The sequence below is a fragment of the Halovulum sp. GXIMD14794 genome (assembly GCF_054457455.1).
Genome location: NZ_JBTLNF010000011.1, coordinates 111258 through 134050, shown reverse-complemented (window position 1 = coordinate 134050; position 22793 = coordinate 111258). Strand labels below are relative to the sequence as shown.

Annotated in this window: 26 protein-coding genes; 11 read left to right on the top strand and 15 right to left on the bottom strand. The window is 65.3% G+C overall.

Annotated elements, in window-relative coordinates; all coding sequences use genetic code 11:
- Positions 1-4 precede the first annotated feature (4 nt).
- The 10 genes from ACW9UR_RS23635 to ACW9UR_RS23590 all read right to left on the bottom strand — a co-directional run bounded on the left by ACW9UR_RS23635 (position 5) and on the right by ACW9UR_RS23590 (position 8348).
- The gene (locus tag ACW9UR_RS23635) at positions 5-700 is read right to left on the bottom strand and encodes a c-type cytochrome (RefSeq protein WP_458919546.1); all 696 of its coding nucleotides are present in this window, start codon (positions 698-700) and stop codon (positions 5-7) included.
- The gene (locus ACW9UR_RS23630; protein WP_458919545.1) at positions 690-1742 is read right to left on the bottom strand and encodes a c-type cytochrome; all 1053 of its coding nucleotides are present in this window, start codon (positions 1740-1742) and stop codon (positions 690-692) included. Before ACW9UR_RS23630 ends, ACW9UR_RS23635 begins: the two co-directional genes overlap by 11 nt.
- Positions 1726-2979, bottom strand: coding sequence for a sulfite dehydrogenase (gene soxC, locus ACW9UR_RS23625; protein WP_458919544.1), 1254 nt, complete (start codon positions 2977-2979; stop codon positions 1726-1728). The genes ACW9UR_RS23630 and soxC overlap by 17 nt, the downstream gene beginning before the upstream one ends.
- Positions 2980-3000: 21 nt before the next feature.
- Positions 3001-4695 carry a thiosulfohydrolase SoxB gene (gene soxB, locus ACW9UR_RS23620; protein WP_458919543.1) on the bottom strand — a complete coding sequence of 565 codons (1695 nt, stop codon included), beginning with the start codon at positions 4693-4695 and terminating at the stop codon, positions 3001-3003.
- 85 nt (positions 4696-4780) lie between these two features.
- Positions 4781-5623 carry a sulfur oxidation c-type cytochrome SoxA gene (gene soxA / locus ACW9UR_RS23615; RefSeq protein WP_458919542.1) on the bottom strand — a complete coding sequence of 281 codons (843 nt, stop codon included), beginning with the start codon at positions 5621-5623 and terminating at the stop codon, positions 4781-4783.
- Positions 5624-5646: 23 nt separating this feature from the next.
- Positions 5647-5976 (bottom strand): thiosulfate oxidation carrier complex protein SoxZ, encoded by a 330-nt coding sequence (gene soxZ / locus ACW9UR_RS23610; protein ID WP_458919541.1) that lies wholly within the window; start codon positions 5974-5976, stop codon positions 5647-5649.
- A gap of 18 nt (positions 5977-5994) precedes the next feature.
- Positions 5995-6420: a thiosulfate oxidation carrier protein SoxY gene (gene soxY, locus ACW9UR_RS23605; protein ID WP_458919540.1), complete on the bottom strand. Its 426-nt coding sequence runs from the start codon at positions 6418-6420 to the stop codon at positions 5995-5997.
- A gap of 12 nt (positions 6421-6432) precedes the next feature.
- Positions 6433-6897, bottom strand: a complete 465-nt coding sequence (gene soxX, locus ACW9UR_RS23600; protein ID WP_458919539.1) for a sulfur oxidation c-type cytochrome SoxX — start codon at positions 6895-6897, stop codon at positions 6433-6435.
- Positions 6898-7020: 123 nt separating this feature from the next.
- On the bottom strand, positions 7021-7593 hold the full coding sequence (locus ACW9UR_RS23595; RefSeq protein WP_458919538.1) for a thioredoxin family protein: 573 nt from the start codon (positions 7591-7593) through the stop codon (positions 7021-7023).
- Positions 7594-7607: 14 nt separating this feature from the next.
- On the bottom strand, positions 7608-8348 hold the full coding sequence (locus ACW9UR_RS23590; RefSeq protein WP_458919537.1) for a cytochrome c biogenesis CcdA family protein: 741 nt from the start codon (positions 8346-8348) through the stop codon (positions 7608-7610).
- Positions 8349-8490: 142 nt separating this feature from the next.
- Between ACW9UR_RS23590 and ACW9UR_RS23585 the strand changes: the two genes are divergently transcribed.
- The 4 genes from ACW9UR_RS23585 to ACW9UR_RS23570 are packed head-to-tail and all read left to right on the top strand — an operon-like array spanning position 8491 to position 10730.
- The gene (locus ACW9UR_RS23585; RefSeq protein WP_458919536.1) at positions 8491-8775 is read left to right on the top strand and encodes a hypothetical protein; all 285 of its coding nucleotides are present in this window, start codon (positions 8491-8493) and stop codon (positions 8773-8775) included.
- The gene (locus tag ACW9UR_RS23580; RefSeq protein ID WP_458919535.1) at positions 8772-9278 is read left to right on the top strand and encodes a GlcG/HbpS family heme-binding protein; all 507 of its coding nucleotides are present in this window, start codon (positions 8772-8774) and stop codon (positions 9276-9278) included. The genes ACW9UR_RS23585 and ACW9UR_RS23580 overlap by 4 nt, the downstream gene beginning before the upstream one ends.
- An 11-nt stretch (positions 9279-9289) precedes the next feature.
- Positions 9290-9637: an ArsR/SmtB family transcription factor gene (locus ACW9UR_RS23575; protein WP_458919534.1), complete on the top strand. Its 348-nt coding sequence runs from the start codon at positions 9290-9292 to the stop codon at positions 9635-9637.
- Positions 9638-9665: 28 nt separating this feature from the next.
- Positions 9666-10730 (top strand): YeeE/YedE family protein, encoded by a 1065-nt coding sequence (locus tag ACW9UR_RS23570; protein WP_458919533.1) that lies wholly within the window; start codon positions 9666-9668, stop codon positions 10728-10730.
- A 4-nt stretch (positions 10731-10734) separates the two neighbouring features.
- On the opposite strand, the gene ACW9UR_RS23565 is transcribed toward ACW9UR_RS23570, so the two are convergent.
- A complete protein-coding gene (locus ACW9UR_RS23565) occupies positions 10735-12498 on the bottom strand; it encodes an FAD-dependent oxidoreductase (protein WP_458919532.1) in 1764 nt (587 codons plus the stop codon).
- 424 nt (positions 12499-12922) lie between these two features.
- Between ACW9UR_RS23565 and ACW9UR_RS23560 the strand changes: the two genes are divergently transcribed.
- From ACW9UR_RS23560 to lhpI, 6 genes are read left to right on the top strand one after another with little or no spacing between them, the layout of a single operon-like run.
- Positions 12923-13900: a TRAP transporter substrate-binding protein gene (locus ACW9UR_RS23560; RefSeq protein ID WP_458919531.1), complete on the top strand. Its 978-nt coding sequence runs from the start codon at positions 12923-12925 to the stop codon at positions 13898-13900.
- Positions 13897-14277: a cupin domain-containing protein gene (locus ACW9UR_RS23555; RefSeq protein ID WP_458919530.1), complete on the top strand. Its 381-nt coding sequence runs from the start codon at positions 13897-13899 to the stop codon at positions 14275-14277. The genes ACW9UR_RS23560 and ACW9UR_RS23555 overlap by 4 nt, the downstream gene beginning before the upstream one ends.
- On the top strand, positions 14270-14737 hold the full coding sequence (locus tag ACW9UR_RS23550) for a TRAP transporter small permease (protein ID WP_458919529.1): 468 nt from the start codon (positions 14270-14272) through the stop codon (positions 14735-14737). The genes ACW9UR_RS23555 and ACW9UR_RS23550 overlap by 8 nt, the downstream gene beginning before the upstream one ends.
- On the top strand, positions 14734-16017 hold the full coding sequence (locus ACW9UR_RS23545; RefSeq protein ID WP_458919528.1) for a TRAP transporter large permease: 1284 nt from the start codon (positions 14734-14736) through the stop codon (positions 16015-16017). Before ACW9UR_RS23550 ends, ACW9UR_RS23545 begins: the two co-directional genes overlap by 4 nt.
- A 16-nt stretch (positions 16018-16033) precedes the next feature.
- Positions 16034-17278, top strand: coding sequence for a Zn-dependent hydrolase (locus ACW9UR_RS23540; RefSeq protein WP_458919527.1), 1245 nt, complete (start codon positions 16034-16036; stop codon positions 17276-17278).
- On the top strand, positions 17275-18207 hold the full coding sequence (lhpI, locus tag ACW9UR_RS23535) for a bifunctional Delta(1)-pyrroline-2-carboxylate/Delta(1)-piperideine-2-carboxylate reductase (RefSeq protein ID WP_458919526.1): 933 nt from the start codon (positions 17275-17277) through the stop codon (positions 18205-18207). The genes ACW9UR_RS23540 and lhpI overlap by 4 nt, the downstream gene beginning before the upstream one ends.
- Here the strand turns inward: lhpI and ACW9UR_RS23530 are convergent.
- Positions 18204-19130 (bottom strand): LysR family transcriptional regulator, encoded by a 927-nt coding sequence (locus ACW9UR_RS23530; protein ID WP_458919525.1) that lies wholly within the window; start codon positions 19128-19130, stop codon positions 18204-18206. The genes lhpI and ACW9UR_RS23530 overlap by 4 nt on opposite strands.
- 160 nt (positions 19131-19290) lie before the next feature.
- Between ACW9UR_RS23530 and ACW9UR_RS23525 the strand changes: the two genes are divergently transcribed.
- Positions 19291-19635, top strand: coding sequence for a RidA family protein (locus ACW9UR_RS23525; protein ID WP_458919524.1), 345 nt, complete (start codon positions 19291-19293; stop codon positions 19633-19635).
- A 4-nt stretch (positions 19636-19639) separates the two neighbouring features.
- Here ACW9UR_RS23525 and tcuB read toward each other — a convergent pair whose 3' ends face one another.
- From tcuB to ACW9UR_RS23510, 3 genes are read right to left on the bottom strand one after another with little or no spacing between them, the layout of a single operon-like run.
- A complete protein-coding gene (gene tcuB, locus ACW9UR_RS23520) occupies positions 19640-20713 on the bottom strand; it encodes a tricarballylate utilization 4Fe-4S protein TcuB (protein ID WP_458919523.1) in 1074 nt (357 codons plus the stop codon).
- Positions 20703-22088, bottom strand: a complete 1386-nt coding sequence (tcuA, locus tag ACW9UR_RS23515) for an FAD-dependent tricarballylate dehydrogenase TcuA (protein WP_458919522.1) — start codon at positions 22086-22088, stop codon at positions 20703-20705. The genes tcuB and tcuA overlap by 11 nt, the downstream gene beginning before the upstream one ends.
- On the bottom strand, positions 22085-22768 hold the full coding sequence (locus ACW9UR_RS23510) for a GntR family transcriptional regulator (RefSeq protein WP_458919521.1): 684 nt from the start codon (positions 22766-22768) through the stop codon (positions 22085-22087). The genes tcuA and ACW9UR_RS23510 overlap by 4 nt, the downstream gene beginning before the upstream one ends.
- Positions 22769-22793: the final 25 nt, after the last annotated feature.

Genomic DNA, 22793 nt, shown 5'->3' with positions numbered 1-22793 from the left:
GTTGTCACTCTATGGTTTCGAAGTAGGCAGCGAGCGCGGCGATCTCCTCGTTCGACAGCCGCCCGGCCATCATCTGCATCACGGGATGCGGCCGGATCTTGGACTTGTAGGCGTGCATGGCGATCACAAAGTCCTCGGTAGGCCAGTTCGTGATCGACGGAATACCCTCGTCGGCGCCATCGCTCTGGTGGCAGGTCACGCATTCACTGGAGAGGTACTCGCCCCAGTCCGGATCGCCTTCCAGCGCAAGGATGGCCGGGTCGAGTGCGTGGTCAGTCGGGGTCGCGGTCGGTTCTGCCTCGGGAATGTCGCGCGGGCTGTCGGAATGGCTGCGCAGGTAGGCCAGAAGGTCCGCGCGGTCATCGGGGTCCTTCAGCCCGGCATAGCTCATTCTCGTGCGAGAGACGACGGACTTGGGTGCCTCGATGAACGCGTCGAGTGTCTCGAGGGTCCAGATTACCCCGTCCGCGCCAGCGCGCTGCATCGCCTTCGAATAGGTGAAGCCATCCACCGCACCGGCCGGCCGCCCGAAGATACCGTTGAGGTGCGGACCGACCCGGTTCTGCGCGCCGTCGCCTATCTGGTGGCAAGACTTGCATTGCGCGAACAAATCCCCGCCCCGCTTGGCATCACCGATCAAATCGGCCGATGCGGGCAACGGCGCGAGGCAGATCGCCAGTGCTGCGAACCTAGTCCGCATGCGCCTGAAGATAGGCGATGATGGCGGCCAGATCCTCGTCCTCGCGCAGGCCACGGAAAGACATCTTGGTGCCTTTCATGAAGCCTCGCGGGTCTGCGAGGAACGCCGCCAGGCTGGGCTCGTCCCAGACGAGGCCGTCGTCGGCCATAGCCGACAGGGCCTTGGAGTATCGGAAGTCTGCGACCATACCCGCCGGCTGGCCATAGATGCCGTTCAGCACAGGCCCTGTGCGGTTCTTGGCCCCCTCACCCACCTGGTGGCACGACTGGCACTGGCGGAACACCTTCTCGCCCGCAGCGACCAGTTCCGGGTCGGGACCGGCGGTCGCGGCTTCCGTTTCCGCCTCGGCCTCGGCGGCGGCGACTTCGGTCTCTTCTTCCGCCTTGGCCACCGCTTCGGTCGTGCCGTCGTCGTCCGCTGTGTCGGGTGTCACGTCTAGTACGCGTGCGCGCATGGTGATCTCGACGCTATCCTTGCAGGTCTGCATGCAGGGCTCTTCGCCGAAGGCGTCAAGTTCAACCTCGGCACGGTCGTCGGGGAAGAAGCCCTCTTCATTCGGCAACCGCACATCGAGGAAGTTCTCGTGGCTCAGTTCGAATTCTTCGTCGTCAACCACATCGTTGACGTAGAGGATGTAAGCGGTCAGTGCGTAGACCTCGTCGTCTGTCAGCGACTGTGCATCGCCAAATGGCATCGCGCGGTGGACATAATCCCAGACGGTCGAGAGGTAGGGCCAGTAGGAACCGACAGTCTTGACCGGATCCTCGGTGTCGAGCGTGTCGAAACCGCCCGCAAGCGCGGGCCAACGTCCGACGGCCTCGCCGAAATCACCATGACAGGCGGCGCAACGTTCCGCGAAGAGTTCCTCGCCATCCCAGACCGTGCCACTGCCTTCGGGCAGACCGGCGCCGTCGGGGCGGATGTCGATATCCCAGGCGGCGATCTCCGCCTCGGTTGCGGGGCGTCCCAGCCCCAGATCGCCCGCCAGCACCGGCGAAGTCATGAGGGTGGCGGCGAGAGCGGCGTTAAGAAACTTCGACATTTTCCGCGATGCCCTTCTCGTTCACGGCCCAAGTCTGGATGCCGTTGTTGTGGTAGATCGAGTTGGTGCCCCGGACCTCGCGCAACTGGTCCTTGGTCGGCTGCACGTAACCTGTGGAATCATGCGCGCGGGACTGGAGTAGCAGCGGCCGGCCGTCCCACATGAACTCATAGTAGAAACGGTGCAGGGACTTGTTCAGGCTCGGTCCCGACATGCGGGCCTGATGCCAGTTGGCCCCGCCGTCGAGGGTCACGTCCACGCGCGGAATCGTGCCCCGCCCGGACCAGGCGACGCCGGTAATGACGGTGTGACCAGGGCCGTGGGTGATCGGCGCTTGCGGCGAGGGATTGGTGATGACCGATTTCGCGTCCATCTCCCAGGTGAAGCGCCGCGCGCGGCCGTCCTCCAGAAGGTCGGTATATTTCGAGGTCTCCTCACGGTGGTGCCAGGGCTCATCGCCGACCTCGATACGGCGCAGCCATTTCACCCACATGTTGCCTTCCCAGCCAGGCACGACCAGCCGCACCGGGTAGCCCTGTTCGGGCCGCAGAGCTTCCCCGTTCATGCGGAATGCGACGAGGCAGTCGTCCATTGCCTTCTCGAGCGGGATCGAGCGGGTCATGGCGGAGGCATCGGCGCCCTCGGGCAGGATCCACTTGCCGGCGGTCTTCACCCCCGCCTGGTCCAGGATCAGGCGCAGCGGCACGCCGGTATACATGACGTTGTGGATCATGCCGTGGGTGAACTGGCAGCCGTTCAGCTGCGCACCGCGCCATTCCATACCGCTGTTTGCGGCGCATTCCAGGAAATAGGCGTGGTTCTCTCGCGGGAAGCGCTTGAGGTCCTCCAGCGTGAATACCAGCGGCGTGTCGACCAGCCCGTTGATCATCAGCCGGTACATCCCCGGATCGATCTCGGCGATCCCGGCATGGTGGCGCTCGAAGCAGAGCCCGTTGGGCGTGATGATCCCGTCCAACTCGTGCAGCGGCGTGAAATTGACCGAGGAGACTGCGTCGGCGGTGAGCCAGGGCACATTGCGCCTCACGACATGGGCCTCGTGCTCCGAAGGCATTCCGTAGGGGCGCGCATCCACCCCTTCGCCCAGCGCCTGCGCCCAGGGCTGCACCTCGGTGATCGCCGGGTCGTCTGCGCGGGCCTGCGCAGCGACCACCGCACCTCCGGCGGCGAGGGTGCCGGTCAGAAAGCCGCGTCGGCTGGTTTTGGCATCATCGGACATAGCGGTCTCCTGCTTCTCGGGTCAGGCCCCGACGACTTTCACGCTTTGATTGGCATCGAGCTGGATCGTGCCCTGGCGCCGGATGTAGGCCTCGGCCACATCCCAGATCGGCGGGCCCTCGGTGCCTTCGTTCACGCTGGCCCAGCCGGCGACCACATAAGTCTTGGCCGCGTCGATGAGTTCGCCGGTCTTGAGCAGCGTCATCTCTGTGATCCGGCTGCCTTGCGGCTGGGTGATATCTATTCGGTATCCCATGCCCCCGACGCGGACCATGTCACCACCTTGCTGGTAGTAGGGATCGGGGTTGAAGAGGTTGTCCGCGACGTCCTCCAGCACGGTGTGCAGGAACTCCCCCGTCATCTCGGTGCGGTAGGCGTTGGGATAGCTCATCGCCGTAACCCCGAAGAGCGCCTCGCGGGTGATGTCGGAGCCGGGGATCAGCGACGGCCCCCAGCGGAAGCCGGGCGACAGGGCGATATCGGCCTCGCGCTCCTCGATCAGGGCCTGACACAGTAGATCGTCCCAGGTGCCGTTGAAGTTCCCGCGCCGAAAGAGCGTGGTCTCGGTCGTGCCCAGAACCTCGTTCAACTCCGCTTCGTAGGGCGCGCGCTCCTCGTCGATCAGCGCCGCCATCTCGGGATCCGGCGCGATCACATCCGAGAAGAGCGGGATCAGCTTGTGGCGGAAACCCTTCACCTGGCCGCCCTGCACGTCGAGGTCCAGCCGCGTCAGGAATTTGCCGTGGCTACCCGAGGCGATCAGCAAGGTCTTCCCGACCACCACCGGCTCGGGCAGCGCATCGTGCGTGTGCCCGGTCAGGATCACGTCGATGCCTGGCACGCTCGCGGCCAGCTTGCGGTCCACATCGAATCCGTTGTGCGACAACAGGACCACCAGCCCGGCCCCTTCGGCCCGTACCTCCTCGACGATCTCGGCCATGTTGTCCTCGCGGACTCCGAAGGACAGGCCGGGGAACATCCAACTGGGATTCGCAATCGGCATGTAGGGGAAGGCCTGGCCGATGACGGCGATCTTCACCCCGCCGCGCTCGAAAAAGACGTAGGGATCGTAGGCCCGTTCGTCCCATTCGGTGTCGAATATGTTTGCGCCGAGGAAGGGGAATTGCAGTTCGTCGTCCACGATCTCGGTCAGCCGGTCGATGCCCAGAGTGAACTCCCAGTGCGCGGTCATCGCCTCGATGCCCAGCGCGTTCATCGCACGCACCACGTCGCCGCCATCGGTATTGAGCGCGGTGTAGCTGCCCTGCCAGGTATCGCCGCCATCAAGCAGCAGCGCATCAGGTCGATCCGCCCGGATCGCCTTGACTGCCGTCGCCGCCCGGTCAAGCCCGCCGACCTTGCCATAGGCCTTGGCAAGCGCCGCGAAGTCAGAGTTGGTCAGCGCGTAGGCGGCCGGCGTGCCCGGTTCTATACCGTAGAGCCTCAGGAAATCGTCGCCGGTGATGTGCGGAGGCAGGCCCCGCGCCTCGCCCACGCCGATATTGATCCCCGGTTCGCGGAAATAGACCGGCTTCAGCTGGGCATGGATGTCGGTGATGTGGATCAGGCTGACATTGCCCATCGTCTCGAAGCTCAGAAGGTCGTCCTGGGTGAGCGCCTGCTGCGCGGCCAGCCGGGCCCAGTTGCCGTAGCCGCCCGCCCCGTAGAGCGCTGCTGCCGCCATGCCGGTCTGCAGGAAATCGCGCCGAGAGATCATAGGTCCTCCGTTCCGCGCCCGACGCGCGGTTCCTGGAAGCCCCCGGAGACCTCCGGGGGCGACTGCTGCTGAGTTTGGCTTGCCGCTACTGGCGGACGGCCGGGCTCTCGATCGACAGGCCGTTGCCGCGAGATGCGACGTAGAGCTCGAGCGCCCGGAACACGTCGGATCCCTCGGCGAAGGTCTCGCCTCGCGTGTCCCGGATGCAGCCACGGAAGCGGTTGTGCTGCGAGATCAGCTTGCCCTGCTTCAGCCGATAGGTGGGAAATCCATTGGTCTGCCCCTGGCTCAGATGGTCGGCCCGGATGTTGTAGCCGTAGTTCTGCTCGTGGCAGTTGGCACAGGACAGTTCCAGCTGGCCGAACCGGGTATAGTAGGTCTCTTTCCCCTGCTCCCAGTAGGGCGCGGCTGGGCCGTCGATGGCGACGTTCATGGGCAAACCCCGCGACTGATGCGCGATCAGGGCGACCATGCCTTGCATGTCATCGCCCGACCATTTCCAGGGCTCGGCCTTCATGTTCTCGGTACGGCAGTTGTTGATGTAGTCCTCCATGGTCCACAACTCGCCGACGGCCTCGTTCACCTTGGGCATCGTGGTCCGCAATCCGGTGAAGCTCTCGACGTCACCGTGGCAGGACTGGCAGCTTTCGCCCGCCTCGCCCTCGACCGTCGCATAGGCGTCGAGCGCCGCGTCGACATAGATCATGCCGGGATTGTCAAAGTCGTCCATCTGCAGCGCCTGGGTCTCGGGCGTGCGGAACCGCCAGCCCGAGTAAATGGTACTCAGCGCGTCCGAGAGATGCTCGGGCGCCGGCGCCTCGGTGGTCAGTTCGAGCTCTTCGTTCACGATCAACGTCGAGTCGTCCTGACCGACTGCCGCGGTGGCGGCAAAGGCGATACAGAATGCTGTTGCGACAGTCTTCTTCATTGTTCCTCCCTGGATCGCAGGCCTCAGGCCATGGCGACCGATTTGGATTCCTCGTAGACGTCGCCGTCGTCGTCATACCAGGTGAACTGGAAATCACCGGCCTCCGGCACCTTGGCCTCGAACTCGAAGTACGGGTTGGTCGACACCGCCGGGTCCATCGTGACGTCGATCACGTTCACGCCGTTGAAGTCGCAGGTGAACCTGTTGATGATAGAGCGCGGGATCACGTTGCCGTCGCTGTCCTTGCGCTGGCCCGACTCCATCGGGTGGCTGATGAGGGTCTTGATCGTCACCACCTCGCCGGCCGAAGCCTTCTTGGGGACTTTCACACGGGCTTTCACACCTTGTGCCATTCTCGGTTCTCCTCCTGCTCAGCCGCCACAACCGCCGATCGTCACCTTCACTGTGCGCGCGGTCCGGACGAAGGAGCCGTCGGCCAGCTGCGCGACGGCGATGACGTTCTGGGTCTTGGCAAGCCGGATCCGCGTCGACGCGGCCTGCGACCCTGCAAGCTCACCGAACCTGAAGGTCACGACCTCGGCCTCGGGGTTGCCCTCGGCAAAGACCGCGATGGCCGCTGCGCCGGGCGCCGACACCTCGATCGGAACCGTGTTGCCGTTCTCCGCGATCTCGGGCGTCGTCAGCTCGATGCCGTCACCGTCCGCCACGTCCGCGCCGCCGGTGAAGTCGGCCATCGCCTCGTCCATCGGCTTGGCCAGCGCGCTCAGAGGCGCAAGGCCCGCGGCGGCGACTGCCCCCGCACCGATAATCATCCACTGCCTTCTGGTCAGGTCCATCTCAGCTCTCCGCTATTCGTCCTTGAGCGTCATCAGGAAGGCGACGACATCCTCGACTTCCTGCGCGGTCAGCAGAGGCTCCAACGCGCCGGAAGGTGCCTTGCCGGTAAATGCATCGCCCGGACGGGTGAAACCGGACGTTCTGTAGAAGGACGGCATCACGGTGCCGTCGAACATCATTTTGGCATTCGAGACGATGCCCCGCAGTTCCGCCTCGCTCCAGCGATCGGCAACACCGTCGAGCATCGGCCCGACGTCGCCCTGGAACTGCAACTCGCTCAGCGCCGACACGTTGTGGCAGGCAATGCAATTGCCGGATCCCTTGTCCATCAGCACGGCTCCATTGGCCGCGTTGCCCGGCTGCCCCGTCAGCGAGGCCGTCACCGCGCCGTCCTCGAAGACGACGTCATCCGGCCCGACCGTTTCGGCCTGGGCCGCCGACACCGCGCACACGAGCATGATCGCGCTCAGCCGCATTCCGCTCCTCCCGTTTCGCATCGTTGTTTTCAAGTATGGTAATCGCGCCCTGCCGCTGATGTCTACAACAATTTCGTAATCGAGAAACTGTTGAATTGAATGCCGTGCACTAGGACCCTTTCGTCACTGCGCATTTACGCGCTCGTTGTGCTTGCGGGCATGGTACTTCTGGAAGGTTTCCTCTCCCTCGTAGCGGTCTTCCAGAACCCATGTGATCAGGTCGAGCGTGGTCCCCTTCTCGAATGCGCCCGGCATGGATGCGACCGCCGCCTTATTTGCCGGAATCGTGCCGTCAACCTCCTCGGGGAAGAACATCAGCGTCGGCGTGAAGATGAGTCCCCACTTCCGGACCATCTCTTTCTCGGGAAGGGTTTCACCATCGAAATCCGTAACCTCGACATCCCCGAAGAAATTGATCTGGATGACGTAGAGGTCATCGCTCAGATGCGCTGCGATCACAGGGTCGGAGTACACTTCCTCATGCATCTTGGTGCAGTAGGAGCAGCCCCTCTGCTCGACCATCAACACCAGGCGCTTGCCCACGGCAGTGGCGTCGGCAAGGTCCTCGGACAGGTCCTTGAACGTGTCCTGCATCCAGACGGCCTTGTGGAGCCCGTCATCCCCCAGTTCCGCGGCAAGGGCCGGTCCCGTTGCCTGAAGCGCCAGCATCAGCAGCGCGGCAGTCAGATGTCTCATATCCGTCTCCTTCCCTATTGCAGAACGCCGATATCGGGGGCGATGGCGAGCATCGCCTCGGCGATGTAGTTGATCGTGTTGGTGCCGATGAGCACCGCGAAGACGACCAGCAGGCCGCCAGTGACCTTCTCGATGGTGCCGAGGTGTTTCCGGAAACCGGCCATCCAACGCATGAACGGGCCGACGAAGAGCGCCGCGAGCATGAATGGCAGGGTCATTCCCAGTCCGTAGGACAGCAGCAGCACGGCACCGCGCTGAACATCCTCCTGACCGGCCGCCGTGAACAGGATCGCAGCCAGCACCGGGCCGACACAAGGCGTCCAGCCGAAGGCGAAGGCCAGCCCGATGGCATAGGCCGTCAACAAGCTCCAGTTCCCTTTCCCGCCCACGTCCGCACGATACTGCCGATAAAGAAAACCGATCTTGATCACGCCGAGGTAGTGCAGCCCCATGAGCAGTATCAGCAGCGCTGCTGCATAGCGCAGCACGGGCATCCATTCGCGCACCAACTGCCCGAAGGCGGTGGCGCTCATCCCGAGCAGCACGAAGATGGTGATGATACCGGCAGAGAACGCAACGGCCCCGAGGAACGCCCGTCGCCTGACCGCCGCATCCAGCGGAACGCCGGTGTCGACCGCCTGCACGCTCTGCCCGGCCATGTAACCGAGGTAGAACGGCACGATGGGCAGGATGCAGGGCGACAGGAACGACAGGAGCCCTGCAAAGGCGGCGCCAGCAATGGAGACATCGAGCACGGGGCCCCTCCGCTTGACATAACAGTTTCACGTTAGATTGATTGTTTAATCATCGTCAATCGCCTACACTTGCGAAATGAAGCAAGCATTCCTCCTCCTGCTGCTGCTCATCGCTGCGCCGCTTCGGGCGCAGGAACTGGTCATGTTCGAAGAGCGCGGCTGTTTTTGGTGCGCCCGCTGGAACGAGGAAATCGCCCCGATCTATCCCAAGACGGCGGAAGCGAAGATTGCCCCGCTGCGGCGAGTCGATCTGCACGCACCCCGACCGGACGACCTTGCGGGTATTGGTGCCGTGACCTTCACCCCGACCTTCGTTCTGTTCCACGAAGGTGCGGAGATCGGCCGCATCGAGGGCTACCCCGGCGAAGACTTCTTCTGGGGGCTGCTGGGACGAATGCTGAAAAACATGGAGGAGGGATCATCATGAAACGCACTGGATGCGCGCTGCTGGCAGCTCTGGCCGTCATGGCCGGACCCGCGTTTGCGCAGGACGACGACGACGCTCTTGTCACCTTCAGCGTGCTTCAGCCCGAACTGGCGATCGACCTCGCGGTGAAAACGATGGAGGCCTGCCGCGCCGAGGGCTACCAGGTCGGTGTCGCCGTGGTCGACAGGTTCGGCACCGTGCAAAGCTTCGTCCGCGACCGGTTCGCGGGACCGCATGTCCATGAGACGGCGAACCGCAAGGCCTGGACCGCCGTCAGCTTCCGCACCGACACGCTTTCGCTCGGCGAGTTGACCGCCGAGGGCACCGCCCCATCGGCGATCCGTCAGATCTCGATGGCTCTGCCCTTGGGAGGCGGCGTTCCGATCGAGGTCGCGGGCACGCTGGTCGGAGCCGTGGGTGTGTCCGGCGCGCCGTCGCCTTCGGCAGATGATGATTGCGCGCGGGCCGGGATCGCGGCAATAGAGGAACAGTTGCCGTTTTAGGGGGACATTGGGTGGCTCTGCCTGAACTATCCGAGGATCTGAGCGACGAGGACCGGGAGAAGTTCCTGGACCGCGCGACGCAGGCTGCGGACTTTCTGCGTGCGCTCGGCCAGGAAAGCCGGCTCATCATCCTCTGCGCCCTAACGCAGGGCGAGCGGTCGGTCACGGAACTGGAACAGTTGCTATCGGCCCGCAAGGCGGCAGTCTCGCAGCAACTGGCGCGGCTGCGGCTTCAGGGGCTGGTGAAGACCCGGCGGGACGGTAAGAACATCTACTACAGCTTGACCGATGACCGTCCGCGCAAAATAATCGAGACGGTGTACGAAATGTACTGCCGCGACGACGAGGCGGACGCCTGAGAATTCCGCCCGTCATTGGGAGGGATTCATGCTGGACTGGCTCAGCGAAGGACAGCTCGCGGCCGTAGCCGGCGCTTTCGGAGGCGTTCTGCTCGGTCTGGCCGCACGTATCGGCGGCTTCTGCACCCTTGGCGCGATCGAGGATCACCTGCACGGTGGTAGCAACGTCCGGCTACGGATGTGGGGGCTGGCGATTTCGTTCTCGATACTCTTCGTCGCGGTGCTGACGGCATTTGGACTCTTCACCCCCGCAGACTCGATTTATCTTTCGACCGGCTGGAACCCGTTCGCGGTGATCGTCGGCGGGCTCATGTTCGGCATCGGCATGGCGCTAACCGGGCACTGCTGCCACGGGGCGCTGGCACGCCTCGGCGGCGGCGATCTGCGCGCCTTCGTCGTGGTCCTTGTGATCGGGATCTCCGCCTACATGACGATAGCCGGCCCGATCGCCATCCTCCGTGTCTGGCTGTTTCCCGTGACCGAAACACCCAGCGCCAGCATGGCCGACATGACCGGAGTGCCGTTCGTCTGGATGGCCGGCCTCGTCGGCCTCGCCGGCACCGCCTGGATGCTGTCGAGCCGCGACTTTCTGCAGCATGGCAAGACACTGGCATGGGCAACAGTTATCGCCTTCGCGATAGCCTCGGGATGGGCCGCGACGGGCTGGATCGCGTCCAACGGATTCGGCGCGGAACAGGTCAGGTCGCACAGCTACGCGGCACCTACGGGCGAGACGCTGCTCTACGTGATGACCATGTCCGGCTCGTACATCGACTTCGGTATCGGCTCGGTGCTCGGCGTGATCGGGGGCGCGTTCCTCGGCTCGATGATCCGGCGCGAGTTTCGCTGGGAAGCCTGCGAGGACCCCCGCGAGCTGCGACGCCAGCTGTTCGGCGCCTTCCTGATGGGCACCGGCGCGGTCACGGCTTTCGGGTGCAGCGTCGGACAGGGCCTCTCCGCCTTCTCGGTACTCGCGCCGAGCGCGCCTCTCCTGTTGATTTCAATCTATGTCGGGGCGGCGGCGGGGCTTCGCTTCCTTATCGAGGGCTTCCGCCCCCTCGCGATCCGGCCCTTCCAGCGGGCCGGACGCTGACGTTTTAACCGCTGGGATCCGACTTCTTCCGCGCGCTAGGAAAGTCGAACATGTGTTGCGGACGCGGCAGTTGCGCAGGCGTCTCGGCGCCGAGCCCCGACTTCCGGTTCGTCGCGAAATCCCGCATCGAGACAGAGCCAGAGAGGTTGTAGACCTCCTTGAACCCGTGTTGCAGCAGGATGCGCGCGGCAACATAGGATCTCAGGCCGGTGCGGCAGGCGACCACGGTGGGCGCTTCTGGGTCCAGCTCGCCCAACCGCTCGCGCAACTGGTTCAGTTCGATATGTTTCGCGTGAGACGCGTGCGGGAAAGGCCGCTCAGCCACCTCGGTGTCGGAGCGCACGTCGACCACCTGGAACGGACCAAGGTCATTGCCCGGATCCATCAGCGGCGCCAGCCCGTCGAGGTCGTTCTGCGCGGCGAAGGCCGCCATATGGAGCGGATCCTTGGCCGAGCCGAATGGCGGCGCATAGGCCAGGTCCAGTCCGGCAAGGTCGTCGACGGTGCCATGGAAATGGATCAGCGTGGTGACCACGTCGAGCCGTTTGTCGACCCCGACCCGCCCGATCACCTGCGCCCCGAGGACCCGCCGGGTGGCCCGGTCGTAGACCAGCTTCACCGCCAGCGCCTCGGCGCCCGGATAGTAGCTCGCATGATGGAACGACACGATGTGCACTGCGCCGGCGTCGTAACCCCGTTTCGCCGCCTGCGACTGGGACAGGCCGGCCAGCCCTGCCGCGCCATCGAAGGCCCGCACGATCGAGGTGCTCCACGCGGCGGGACAGGGCCGCGCAGAACCGGTGGCCGCATGCTGCCCGGCGACCCGCCCGGCCTTATTCGCGATCCCGGCCAGCGGGACGCGCTGGCGCATGCCGGTGGGGCCGAACTGGTACTCCGCGGCATCGCCCACGGCATAGATATCCGGATCTGACGTCCGCATGAAATTGTCGGTCGCGATACCGCCGCTTTCACCGATCTTCAGTCCTGCGGCCTCGGCCAGTCCTGTCAGGGGGCGCACTCCGATGCAGAATAGCACGATGTCCGCCTCGAGGCGCGTGCCGTCGGCCAGGGTGACGCCGGTCGCCGCGCCGTTCTCGGCCTCGACGGCGGTGACAGCACGCCCCAGCTCGAGGCGCACGCCATGGCGTTCGATCTCGCGGTGCAACGGCTCGGCGATCTCGTAGTCGAAGAAGGGCATGACCTGGTTCTGTAGCTCGACGATGCTGACGCCCAGCCCACGCCGGGTGAACTGCTCAGCCATCTCGAGCCCGATGTAGCCCGCGCCGATGACCACCGCCGAGCGCGCGTCGGGCATGGCGGCGATGATGCGGTCCATGTCGGGGATCGTCCGCAGGGTGAACACCCCATGCGACTCGATCCCGGGGATCTGCGGCAGGATCGGCACCGCGCCCGGCGACAAGATGAGCTTGTCGTAGGTCGCGTGATAGGTCGACCCGTCCAGGATGTCGTGTACAGTGACCGAACGCGCCTCGCGGTCGATGGCCGTCACCTCGTGCTGCACCCGCGTTTCGACCCGGAAGCGGTCGTGGAACAGTTTGGGCGTGGCGACCAGCAGCTTGTCACGGTCGGTGATCTCGCCGCCGATGTAGTACGGAAGACCACAGTTCGCGAAGGAGATGTAGGGATCCTTCTCGAACATGATGATCTGTGCCCTCTCGTTAAGGCGCCGGGCGCGGGCCGCGGCCGAGGCGCCCCCTGCGACGGCGCCGACGATCAGGATTTTCGGGGCGGGATCGCGGGCGCTCATGCGCCTGCCTCCGGCATTGAAGTATGGGGCGTCAGGTCCGTTGTCCAATCCTCCATCCGGGTATCCCTTCGATCGCCATCATGGCCTGCACCGCCACATGCCTGTCAATTTGCGCTCATGGTCACGGCTCTCCGAGACGAGCCTAACCTCGGAATCACCAGCGCGGATTGAGGCGGATCAAACCTTCTGGGGTTGCTAGACGTTTCCATGGGGCGTGCGAGGATTGTCAGTCGCTTCTCACGACGGGCATTTGTCGGGGCCCAAATATCATGCACCGCGCCGAGCTCACCTCATAAAGCTATGGTCTCAAAGCCCTTTCTCTCGAGAACCTTCCGGATTCTGACACCCATAGGTTCCGCCTATTTGCGCGCGCGCCTGCCTTACGGCCTTATCCCGGCCATCGGTTCAACAGGAGACCAAAAACATGAACAAGATCCCCCACAGCTTCGGCCTGGCCTTCGCGGCCCTCGCCACGTTCGCGACCGCCGCGGACGCGCAGGTCGAGATCCGCCTCGGCCACGTGCTGCCCGAAGCACACAGCTGGCACACCGCCGCCACCGGCTTCGCTGAAGAAGTCGCCGAAAAGACCGAGGGCCGCGTCGCCATCGAGGTCTTTGCCGGCGGGCAGCTGGGCAGCGAGAAAGAGGTCATCGAGGGCATGCAGTTCGGCGCTGTGCAGGCCGGTGTCATCGGATCGGGCTCGTTCCAGTATATCGAACCGAAAATGGGCATTATCGAAATGCCCTATGCCTGGACCTCGCGCGAGCAGGCGTTCACCGCGCTGGACGCCGATCTGGGCGACGCGCTGGAAGCACTGCTCGAGCCGAAGGGCATGGTCGTCCTGTCCTGGTGGGAAACCGGCTTCCGCAACATCACAAACAACACCCGTCCGATCGAGAAACCGGCCGACCTCGAAGGTCTGAAGATCCGCGTCACCCCCGACAAAGTGCGCCTGGCGACCTTCGAGGGCCTTGGTGCCGAGCCTGCCCCGCTGGCCTTCGGCGAGCTCTACTCGGCCCTGCAGCAGGGCCTGTTCGACGCGCAGGAAAACCCGCTGTCGATCATCGACGCCGCCTCGTTCTTTGAAGTGCAGAAATACGTCTCGAAATCCGAGCACATCTTCGGCGCGGCCAGCCTGACCATGTCGAAGATGACCTGGGACCAGATCTCGGAAGAGGACCAGACCATCGTGCTTGAGGCTGCCCAGCACTGGGCCGAAGAACAGCGCGTGATGGCCGCCGAAGCCGAAGCCGGGCTGGTCGCGACCCTGGAAGGCAAGGGCATGGAATTCAACGAGGTGGACAAGGCCGCCTTCGTCGAGGCCGTCGCCCCGATCTGGGAAAGCCAGGCTGAGGTCTTTGGCCCCGAGCTTCTGGGCATCCTCGACACCTACCGCAAATGAGCGGTTTGCGTCCCGAGGTGAAGAACGTTGCATCGGTCGAACCGGTGCAACTCTTCGACTTCCAGCAGCAAGTTCTGTTCTCGCCCGCTCAGCGCGGCGAGGGCTTCATCAAGTTCGCGCTGACCACGGGGCGCAAGGGCGCGAAATCCGTCGCCCATTCCCATCCCCGCGACGAGGTCACGCTGACCCTCAAGGGTCGTGCCGTGCTGCGCGCGGGCGGCGAGGAATACGAGATGACCGAGGGCACGGCCGTGCGCCTGCCCCCGGGCCTGGATCACGAGGTCGAGGTGCTGTCCGACGAATGGGTGGTAATCGCCGCCTATTGCGACGAGTGCAGCCTGTGCCGCGGCCCGAACGGAGCTTTCGGCGATGACTAGGATACCCGAAAAACTGGGCACCGCACTCGATACCGGCATCCGCTGGATCGGCGCGGGCCTGGTCGCGGCTTTCACTACCGCCGTCGTCTACGTGGTCGGCTCGCGCTACCTGGCCGGCCACACTCCCCGCTGGGCCGAGGAACTGCCCCGTCTTCTGCTGGTTTGGCTGACCTTTTTGGGCGCGGTCTCTGCTTTCTGGCGCGGCACGCATTTCCGCGCCGGGCTGACCGACCTGCTGGTGTCGAACCCCGCCTTGCGCGGCGCGATCCGCTTGCTCGCCGCCGCCGCCACCGTCGTCTTTCTCGCGGTTCTGGGCATCAATGGCGCGAAGCTCGCCGAGATGACCTGGTCCCACACAACGACCGCGCTGAGCCTGCCCGTGGGCCTCTTCTACCTGGTCCTGCCCGTAGCCTGCGCGCTGTCGCTGATCGCATTCCTGCTGGGAGGATGGCGCAAATGAGCCTGGCCCTTGTCCTGCTGCTGGCCGCCTTCGTCTTCCTGGTGCTGATCGACGCGCCGATTGCCGTCGCGCTTGGACTCAGCTCGATCTTCTACATTTTCATCGCCGACACGGCGCCGATGATCGTGGTCGCGCAGCGCGCGGTCGCCGGTATCGACAGCTTCACCCTTCTGGCGATCCCCCTGTTCCTGCTGGCGGGCCTCCTGATGGTCCACGGCGGGCTCGCGCCCCGGATCATCGCGCTCTGCTCGGCGCTGGTCGGCCAGCGCACCGGCGGCATGGCCATCGTGATGATCATCGCCTGCATGCTGTTCGGCTCGCTGTCCGGGTCGGGCGTGGCGGACGTGGTCGCCATCGGCACCATGATGCTGCCCGCGATGAAGCAGCGCGGCTACGACCCCGGCTTCAGCGCCGCAGCCCTGGGCTGCGCGGGCTCGCTGGGCACGGTCATTCCGCCGTCTATCGTACTCATCGTCTACGGCACCGCGACCAACAGCTCGGTTGGACAATTGTTCGTGTCCGGCATCGTGCCGGGGCTGCTGCTGGGCATCGGTCTGATGATCGTCGCCTGGATCCAGTCTCGCCGCTTCGGCTGGTCGGGGGGCGAGCCCTTCGACGGTGGGAAACTGGCCGCCGCCGCGAAGGATGCGGTTCTGGCGCTGCTGGCTCCGGTGATCATCGTCGGCGGCATCCGCTCGGGCATCTTCACCCCGACCGAGGCCGCGGGCATCGGCGTCGCCTATGCACTGGTGATCGGCCTTGTGGTCTATCGCAGCCTGACGATCCGCAAGGTGGTCAAACTGCTGCGCGAGACGACCGAGACTACGGGCGCGATCCTGCTAGTCATCGCCGCCGCCAGCGTCTTCGGTTGGATCCTCGCCGCTGAGCGCGTGCCGCAAATGGCCGTCGCGGGCATCACCCAGGCCACCGACAGCGCCACCATCGCGCTCCTGCTGATGATGCTGGTGCTGCTGATCCTGGGCACGTTCATGGAATCCATTGCCATCATTCTGATCCTGGCACCGGTGTTCCTGCCAATCCTTGGCCAGTACGGGATCGACCCGGTCTACTTCGGCATCCTGCTGACGGTGAACCTGGCCATCGGGGCCAACACGCCGCCGCTGGGCATCGACCTGATGGCCGCCTGCCGCGTCGCGGACATCCCGCTGTCGCGCGCCTTCGGCCACCTGGTGCCGTTCCTCGGCGTGATGATCGCGGTCCTGGTCGCGATGATCCTCTTCCCCGCGCTGGTCACCGGCCTGCCGCACCTTCTGTTCTGACCAAGGGAATAGACACATGACTTTTTCTGCGGAAACCCGCACCGACCTTGCACGCTTCTGGTCAACGATCGAGGCTTCGGCCGGCATCGGCGAAGGCCGTCCCGGTGGGCTGTCCCGTCTGACGCTAGGCGATGCCGACCGGCAGATACGCGACCTGTTCGTGACCTGGTGCAAGGATGCGGGCCTGAGTGTCGAGGTGGACGAATGCGGCTCGATCTTTGGTCGCCGCGAAGGGACCGATCCGGATCTCCCCCCGATCCTGATCGGCAGCCACCTCGACACCCAGATCAACGGCGGCCGGTTCGACGGCATCGCCGGAGTGCTGGCCGGGCTAGAACTGGTGCGCACGTTGAACGACGCGGGCCACACCACCCGGCGGCCCATCGTCATCGTCGACTGGACCAACGAGGAAGGCGCGCGCTTCTCGCCGCCGATGGTCGCCTCGGGCTGCTTCATCGGCAAGTACTCGGTCGACTGGGTACATAACCTGATTGGCGACGACGGCGCCCGCTTCGGCGACGAGCTTGAGCGCATCGGCTACAAGGGCGACCGCCCCTGCAAGGCGGGCGAGATCGACGCGTATTTCGAGCTTCACATCGAGCAGGGTCCGATCCTCGACGCCGAGGGGCGCGAGGTCGGCATCGTCACTGGCGGCTACCCGGTGCGCGGGATGCGCGCCAGCTTTGCAGGGCAGACCGCCCACACCGGCCCGACACCGATGGACCTGCGCCACAACGCGCTGGTCGCGGGCGCGCGCTGGTTGACCGCCGTCGATGACATCGGCTGGGACTTCGCGATACACGACGGCAAGGCCACCGCCGCCCGGCTGACCGCCTGGCCGAACAAGCCAGGCATATTGTCCGACACCGCCGAGGCGGTCTGCGACGTGCGCCACCCCGATCCGATCACCACCCGCGCAATGGCCGAGCGCATGCGCCGCGCCCTGTTCGAAAGCGCCGCCATCGCCGGATGCGAAGCGACGATCGAGGACGAATGGGAATGGGGCGGCGACATCTTCGACGCGGATCTTGTCGACAGCCTGCGCCAGCAGGCGGTCCGACTAGGCGCGAACTGGCGCGACATTCAAAGCCAGGCGGGCCACGACGCCTATTTCCTGGCGACCCACTGCCCCACGGCGATGATCTTCACCCCCTGCAAGGGCGGGATCACTCACAACAACGAGGAACATTGCGAGCCCGAGGATTTCGGCCCCGCGCTGAACATCCTGCTACATGCGGTAGTCGAAAGGGCCGACCGGTGAGCCTTGGGCTTAGTGACGACAAAATCTCCGCGGCCCTGGACTGGGCGGCACTGATCGGCCAGCTGCGCACCTGGTTTTCGGAGAACGAGGTCGAGGCCCCTGCCCGCCAGGTTCTGCCGATCCGCCAACCCGACGGCAGCGAAGCCTCGTTGCTGATCATGCCCGCATGGGTGCCTGGATCGTCCATCGGGGTGAAGGTCGTGACCTTCTTCCCCGAGAACGCGCAAAGGGGAAAACCGACGATCAATGCGGGTTACATGCTCTTCGACGGCGAGACCGGCGAGATGCGCGCGGTGATGGACGCCGACCTGCTGACCGCGCGGCGCACCGCCTGCGCCTCGGCGCTGGCAGCGGACTACCTGGCGCGGCGCGATGCGAAGCATCTGCTGGTCGTCGGCACCGGCCAGCTGTCCCGGGCCATGGCGCAGGCCCATGTCACGGTGCGCCGCTACGACCGCATCAGCGTCTGGGGCCGCAGCCCTGACAGCGCCGAGCATGTCGCCCGCGACCTTGCTGCGCTTGGCCTTCCCGCGCGTGCAGTGAAGTCTTTGCAACTTGCCTGCTCCGAGGCCGATGTAATCTCGACCGTCACCGCCTCGACGTCGCCCATCGTGAAGGGGGAATGGCTGAAGCCGGGCACGCACCTCGACCTTGTCGGCTCATTCCGCCCGGACATGCGCGAAAGCGACGACCAGGCAGTGACCCAAGCGAAGATCTTCGTCGACAACACCGACAGCGCCATGTTGGGCGGCGACCTTGCGCAGCCTGCCAAGGCCGGGCTGATCGACCCGATGCTGTTTCACGCGGACCTGGCCGAGCTGTGCCAGGGCCGCCATCCGGGCCGCCAGTCGGACAGCGAGTTCACCCTGTTCAAATCGGCGGGTACAGCGCTCGAGGATCTGGCGGCTGCGGAACTGGCGGCGCGCTAACCCTCGTCCTGGTAGAGCGGCAGGATCTCTTCGGCGGTTTCCAGGAACCGCCGATCGGCCGGGGTCAGGTCCGCGACCGGCGCATGGACTAGATAGACGTCCGCTCCGATCGGGTGCTCGGTCAGCTTCAGCGGCCACAGCACGCCTTCGGCAATGTCGGATTGCACCGCGTCGGGCGGCAGAATGCCGATGCCCAGCCCCGCGACGATCATCCGCTTCACCTCGCGCAAGTTGGAACTCGTGCCGGTGATCCGGCGCCCAAGGTTCGCGCTGGCGCGCAGCACCGCCATCGGCTCCAGCCCCATGCCCTCGGTCGCGCAGGAGAACGAGATGAACGGCTCCTGCTCCAGTTCGCGAGCGGTGACGGTCTTGCGCCCGTAGAACGGATGCTCGGCGCCGCAGAACAGGCTGAATTCTTCGCGGAACAGGCGTAGCGAGTCGAGATTCAGCACCGGGCGGTTCAGCAGGCAGAACCCCAGCCCGATCTGCCCCTTCATGATGTTGCGCACGATCTCGTGGCTGTTGCGTACCTCGACGTGGAACCGAACCGAGGGATAGCGCTGGTGGAACAGACGGATCAGCTCGTCGATGAGCGGTGAAACGAGGTTCGAGATGATCTGAAACCGCACCTCGCCGCGCTCGTCCTCGGGATTGTCCTGCGCCAGCAAGGCGATCCGATCAGCGCCCTGAAACATCGCGCGGCACTCGGAATAGATCTTGTCTCCGCGCAGGGTCAGCTCGAAATGTCGGCTGTCGCGGAAGACCAACTGGCAATCGAGCTGTTGTTCCAGCTTCTGAAGGGACGCGCTGACCGACGGCTGGGAAATCCCAAGCCGCCGCGAGGCACCGGTGATGCTGCGCTCCTGCGCGATCACGTAGAAGGTGCGCAGAAGGTTCCAGTTGAGATCGTCCTGAACCGCCAAAGTCCGCCTTTCGATGTTCCGCGCGAAGCCTTTAGCAAAAGCCCGGGAACAGTTCACGCGTATTCATAGCAGCAGGTTATGGCAGCTCCGGCGCAGGCCCATTCCCCTGCCCCGCACGCAGCGCTATGAGTTGCGCGAATTCACACCAACGGAGCATTCCATGTCCATCACCCGTCTCGACGCCGGCAGCCGCATGAGCCAGGTCACCATCCACGGCAACACCGTTTACCTCGCCGGTCAGGTCGGCACCGAGAACGCCGACCTCGCCACACAGACCCGCGACGCGCTGGCCTCTGTTGACGCACTGCTGGAGCGCGCCGGCACCGACAAGTCGAAAGCGCTGCAGGTCATCGTCTGGCTGGCCGACATGGCCGATTTCGCCGAGATGAACGCGATCTACGACGCCTGGATCGACCCGGCAAACCCGCCGGTCCGGGCCTGCGGCGAAGCCAAGCTCGCCACGCCCGGCTACCGGGTCGAATTCATCGTGACCGCCGCGCTCTGAGCGGTCAGCCTGCCGTCCGGCGTGCGTTGGCCGCTTCGCGGACCAGCGCCGCCAGACGGTAGAACCCGTGCGCCATCTTGGTGAAAGGGGTCAGCAGAAAGAAGGCCAGCACGGCGCCGAGATGCGCCACCAGAAGCGCCGGCATCGCCGCCGTCTGCCCCAGCGCATAGAGTGCCAGCCCGCTCAGCCCGACAAAGCCGAGCAGCAGGATGAACGCGATCTCTCCGCTCCAGGCCGAGGGCGCGCCCAAGTTGCGGTCCGCCTTCAGCTTCAGCGCGATCATCCCGGCACAGCCCAACACCATCAGCAGTCCGCCCGAGACCCCCAGCAGCTTGGGTGCGGACCAGAACGCATAGGGCGCGTGCCGGCCCAATCCGTAATGCATCAGCGTCGCCACACTGGTCGAGGCGAAGCACAACAGGAAGCCGTACATCACCGCCTGGTGCGTGTGCCGCCGGCCCTGGCTGAACCGGTCCTCGTCCTCGAAATTGCAGCCGTCGCCATGCCCACCGGCAAGGTTGCGCATCTTCGCGACCAATCCCAACGCGTCCTTCAGGTCCGACAGCTGAACGTCGCCGCCGCCCGTGGCCTGCCAGTAGCGGCGCAGCCCGACGGCAAGGCTTGCCAGCGGCAGAAGAAAGGCGGGCAGGAAGATCGCGACCATGGTGCCGTGCGCCATGACGGCATAGAACCCCTCGCCACCCGACGGCAGGAAGGTCCGCGCGACCCAGAGTAGCACGGCGAAGCCGATGACCGTCGCCAGCGCCACCATCAGCGCGTTGCGCTGGAAGGCACGGGCGAGAACGCCGGGCCAGGCGAAGTCCTCCCAACTGGCCTGGCGCACTTCCGCCAGCGCCTGCGGCAGGTTCAGGTCGAACTCGTGCGGCGTGGTGTACTGGCAGGCGTAGTAGCAGCCCCGGCAGTTGTGGCAGAGGTTCGCCAGTTGCGTCAGGTCCCCATCCGCGAAGGCGCGTTCGCGGTGCAAGGCGGGAAAGACGGCGCAATAGCCCTCGCAATAGCGGCAGGCATTGCAGATTTCCACCTGGCGGCGGGCTTCCTGAAGAAGTTCAGCTTGCATGGGCGGCGGCCTCCCGGCCTGCGATGCGTCCGAAGACGGTTCCGATGGTCATGCCGAAGCCGGCGAGATAGCCCTGGCCCAGGATCGAGCCGGCCATGGTCTCGCCCGCGGCCCAGAGGTTCCGGATCGGGCCGGCGCTGGTGGAGCATTGCGCGGTCTCGTCGACCTTCAGGCCGAGATAGGTGAAGGTGACGCCGGTGCGCAGCGAGTAGCCGTAGAAGGGCGGCCTATCGATCGGCCGCGCCCAGTTGGTCTTGGGCGGCTCCAGTCCCGACGTCGCGACGCCGTCAAGCTCGGTCGGATGGAAGGCGGAGGTATCGCCGCAGGCCGCATTGAACCCGTCCACCGTCTCCCGCAGGGCGGCGGGGGGCAGGTCCATCTTCTCGGCCAGTTCTTCCAGCGTGTCCGCCTTGATCGGCGGAAAGACCGAGGGCATGAACAGTTCCAGCGACTTGGCGTCGATGATGACATAGCCCACCTGCTCGGGTTGCGCGGCGACCAGCCGGCCCCAGATCGCGTAGCGCTTGGGCCAGACGTCCTCGCCCTCGTCATAAAAGCGCTGCGCGTCCTTGTTCACCACGACCGAGAACGGCACGCAGTCGAGCCGGGTGACGATCCCGCCGTCGAACTTGGGCGCGCGCCCGTCGATGGCGACGGCATGGCACTGGGTCGGGTCGCCGACGCTCTCGACGCCCTGATCCAGCAGGTCCGCCAGCACGACACCCCGGTTGTAGGGGGTGCCCCGGATCAGGAAGTTCTTTGCCGCCGGGCCCCAGGCGCGGGTGAGCCATTCGGTATCCGCCTGAAATCCGCCCGAGGCCACGACCACCGACTTTGGTGAGACGCTGTGTCCCTGCCCGTTGTGTGTGTAGTCCACCCGATCGATCCGGTCGCCGTCCAGCTCCAGATGCGTGACGGCCGCTTCGTACAGCACCTCTACGCCCAGTGCCGCGGCGGTGCGGTAGTAGGCGTTCACCAGGCTCTTGCCGCCGCCCAGAAAGAAGGCGTTGGTCCGAGCCAGCGACAGCGTGCCCGACAGCGAGGGCTGGAAGCGGACGCCATGTTCCTCCATCCAGGGCAAGCATTCCTCCGAGGTGCGGATCGCCAGCCGCGCCAGCCCCTCGTCGGTCTTTCCGCCGGTGACCTTCATCAGGTCGGCGAAGTACTCGTCCTCGGTATAGCTGTCGGTCAGCGGACCCAGCGGGCCCCCATGCATGCAGCGAAAGTTCCGCGTGTGGCGCGAGTTGCCGCCGCGATAGGGTTTCGGCGCGGTTTCCAGGATCAGCACACGAGCGCCCGCCTCGGCGGCCGTGATCGCGGCGCACAGGGCGGCGTTGCCGCCGCCGATCACCAGAACGTCAGGTGCTTCGGTCATTCGCCATCTCCTTCGGCGGCCGCCTCGCGCAGGGCGCGGATGCGCACCCGCTGCGAGGCTTCTATATGCGCCCGCATACGCTGCTCGGCGGCCAGCCCGTCGCGCGCCTTCAGCGCCTCCAGCACCGCCTCGTGCTCCTGCACGGCCGAGGCGAAGCGCTCGGTCTCGGACAGCGTCGTCGGCCCGAGGATCATCAGCGCCTTGGACAGGCTGCTCATTGACTTGTGCAGAAAGCGGTTCTTCGCAGCGTCCAGCAGCGCGGCGTGGAACGAGCGGTTCAGACGGAACGCTTCCTCGGCGCTTTCCGCCCTGCCCAGCGCCACGTTTACCGAGGCCAGTTCCTCGATCTCGATGTCCAGCGCCGCATGCGCGGCAAGCCGCGCGGCGGTGCCTTCGAGCACGGCGCGCATCTCGTACAACTCCATCACCTCGGCGTAGTCGAGCTTGCGCACGGTCGCGCCTTGCCGGGGGGCATGAGCAACCAGCCCGTCGGCCTCCAGTTGGCGGATCGCCTCGCGCACCGGGGTCCGGCTGACGCCCAGGCGCTCGGCCAGTTCTGTCTCGCGCAGGCGATCGCCGGGGCGCAGGCGCCCGGTGCGAATCTCCTCGATCAAGGCGCGATAGGTCTGGCTGCCCTGCGGGCCATCGGCGGTGCTGTCTGTCTCGTCGGTGCGGGGCATGGTCTATCCTTGCATTCTGTATCCA

Bases quoted from the DNA above. Each gene is read 5' to 3' on its own strand.
- ACW9UR_RS23635 (WP_458919546.1), bottom strand. From the start codon at position 700: ATGCGGACTAGGTTCGCAGCACTGGCGATCTGCCTCGCGCCGTTGCCC.
- ACW9UR_RS23630 (WP_458919545.1), bottom strand. From the start codon at position 1,742: ATGTCGAAGTTTCTTAACGCCGCTCTCGCCGCCACCCTCATGACTTCG.
- soxC (WP_458919544.1), bottom strand. From the start codon at position 2,979: ATGTCCGATGATGCCAAAACCAGCCGACGCGGCTTTCTGACCGGCACC.
- soxB (WP_458919543.1), bottom strand. From the start codon at position 4,695: ATGATCTCTCGGCGCGATTTCCTGCAGACCGGCATGGCGGCAGCAGCG.
- soxA (WP_458919542.1), bottom strand. From the start codon at position 5,623: ATGAAGAAGACTGTCGCAACAGCATTCTGTATCGCCTTTGCCGCCACC.
- soxZ (WP_458919541.1), bottom strand. From the start codon at position 5,976: ATGGCACAAGGTGTGAAAGCCCGTGTGAAAGTCCCCAAGAAGGCTTCG.
- soxY (WP_458919540.1), bottom strand. From the start codon at position 6,420: ATGGACCTGACCAGAAGGCAGTGGATGATTATCGGTGCGGGGGCAGTC.
- soxX (WP_458919539.1), bottom strand. From the start codon at position 6,897: ATGCGGCTGAGCGCGATCATGCTCGTGTGCGCGGTGTCGGCGGCCCAG.
- ACW9UR_RS23595 (WP_458919538.1), bottom strand. From the start codon at position 7,593: ATGAGACATCTGACTGCCGCGCTGCTGATGCTGGCGCTTCAGGCAACG.
- ACW9UR_RS23585 (WP_458919536.1), top strand. From the start codon at position 8,491: ATGTTCGAAGAGCGCGGCTGTTTTTGGTGCGCCCGCTGGAACGAGGAA.
- ACW9UR_RS23580 (WP_458919535.1), top strand. From the start codon at position 8,772: ATGAAACGCACTGGATGCGCGCTGCTGGCAGCTCTGGCCGTCATGGCC.
- ACW9UR_RS23570 (WP_458919533.1), top strand. From the start codon at position 9,666: ATGCTGGACTGGCTCAGCGAAGGACAGCTCGCGGCCGTAGCCGGCGCT.
- ACW9UR_RS23565 (WP_458919532.1), bottom strand. From the start codon at position 12,498: ATGAGCGCCCGCGATCCCGCCCCGAAAATCCTGATCGTCGGCGCCGTC.
- ACW9UR_RS23560 (WP_458919531.1), top strand. From the start codon at position 12,923: ATGAACAAGATCCCCCACAGCTTCGGCCTGGCCTTCGCGGCCCTCGCC.
- ACW9UR_RS23555 (WP_458919530.1), top strand. From the start codon at position 13,897: ATGAGCGGTTTGCGTCCCGAGGTGAAGAACGTTGCATCGGTCGAACCG.
- ACW9UR_RS23550 (WP_458919529.1), top strand. From the start codon at position 14,270: ATGACTAGGATACCCGAAAAACTGGGCACCGCACTCGATACCGGCATC.
- ACW9UR_RS23545 (WP_458919528.1), top strand. From the start codon at position 14,734: ATGAGCCTGGCCCTTGTCCTGCTGCTGGCCGCCTTCGTCTTCCTGGTG.
- ACW9UR_RS23540 (WP_458919527.1), top strand. From the start codon at position 16,034: ATGACTTTTTCTGCGGAAACCCGCACCGACCTTGCACGCTTCTGGTCA.
- ACW9UR_RS23525 (WP_458919524.1), top strand. From the start codon at position 19,291: ATGTCCATCACCCGTCTCGACGCCGGCAGCCGCATGAGCCAGGTCACC.
- tcuB (WP_458919523.1), bottom strand. From the start codon at position 20,713: ATGCAAGCTGAACTTCTTCAGGAAGCCCGCCGCCAGGTGGAAATCTGC.
- tcuA (WP_458919522.1), bottom strand. From the start codon at position 22,088: ATGACCGAAGCACCTGACGTTCTGGTGATCGGCGGCGGCAACGCCGCC.
- ACW9UR_RS23510 (WP_458919521.1), bottom strand. From the start codon at position 22,768: ATGCCCCGCACCGACGAGACAGACAGCACCGCCGATGGCCCGCAGGGC.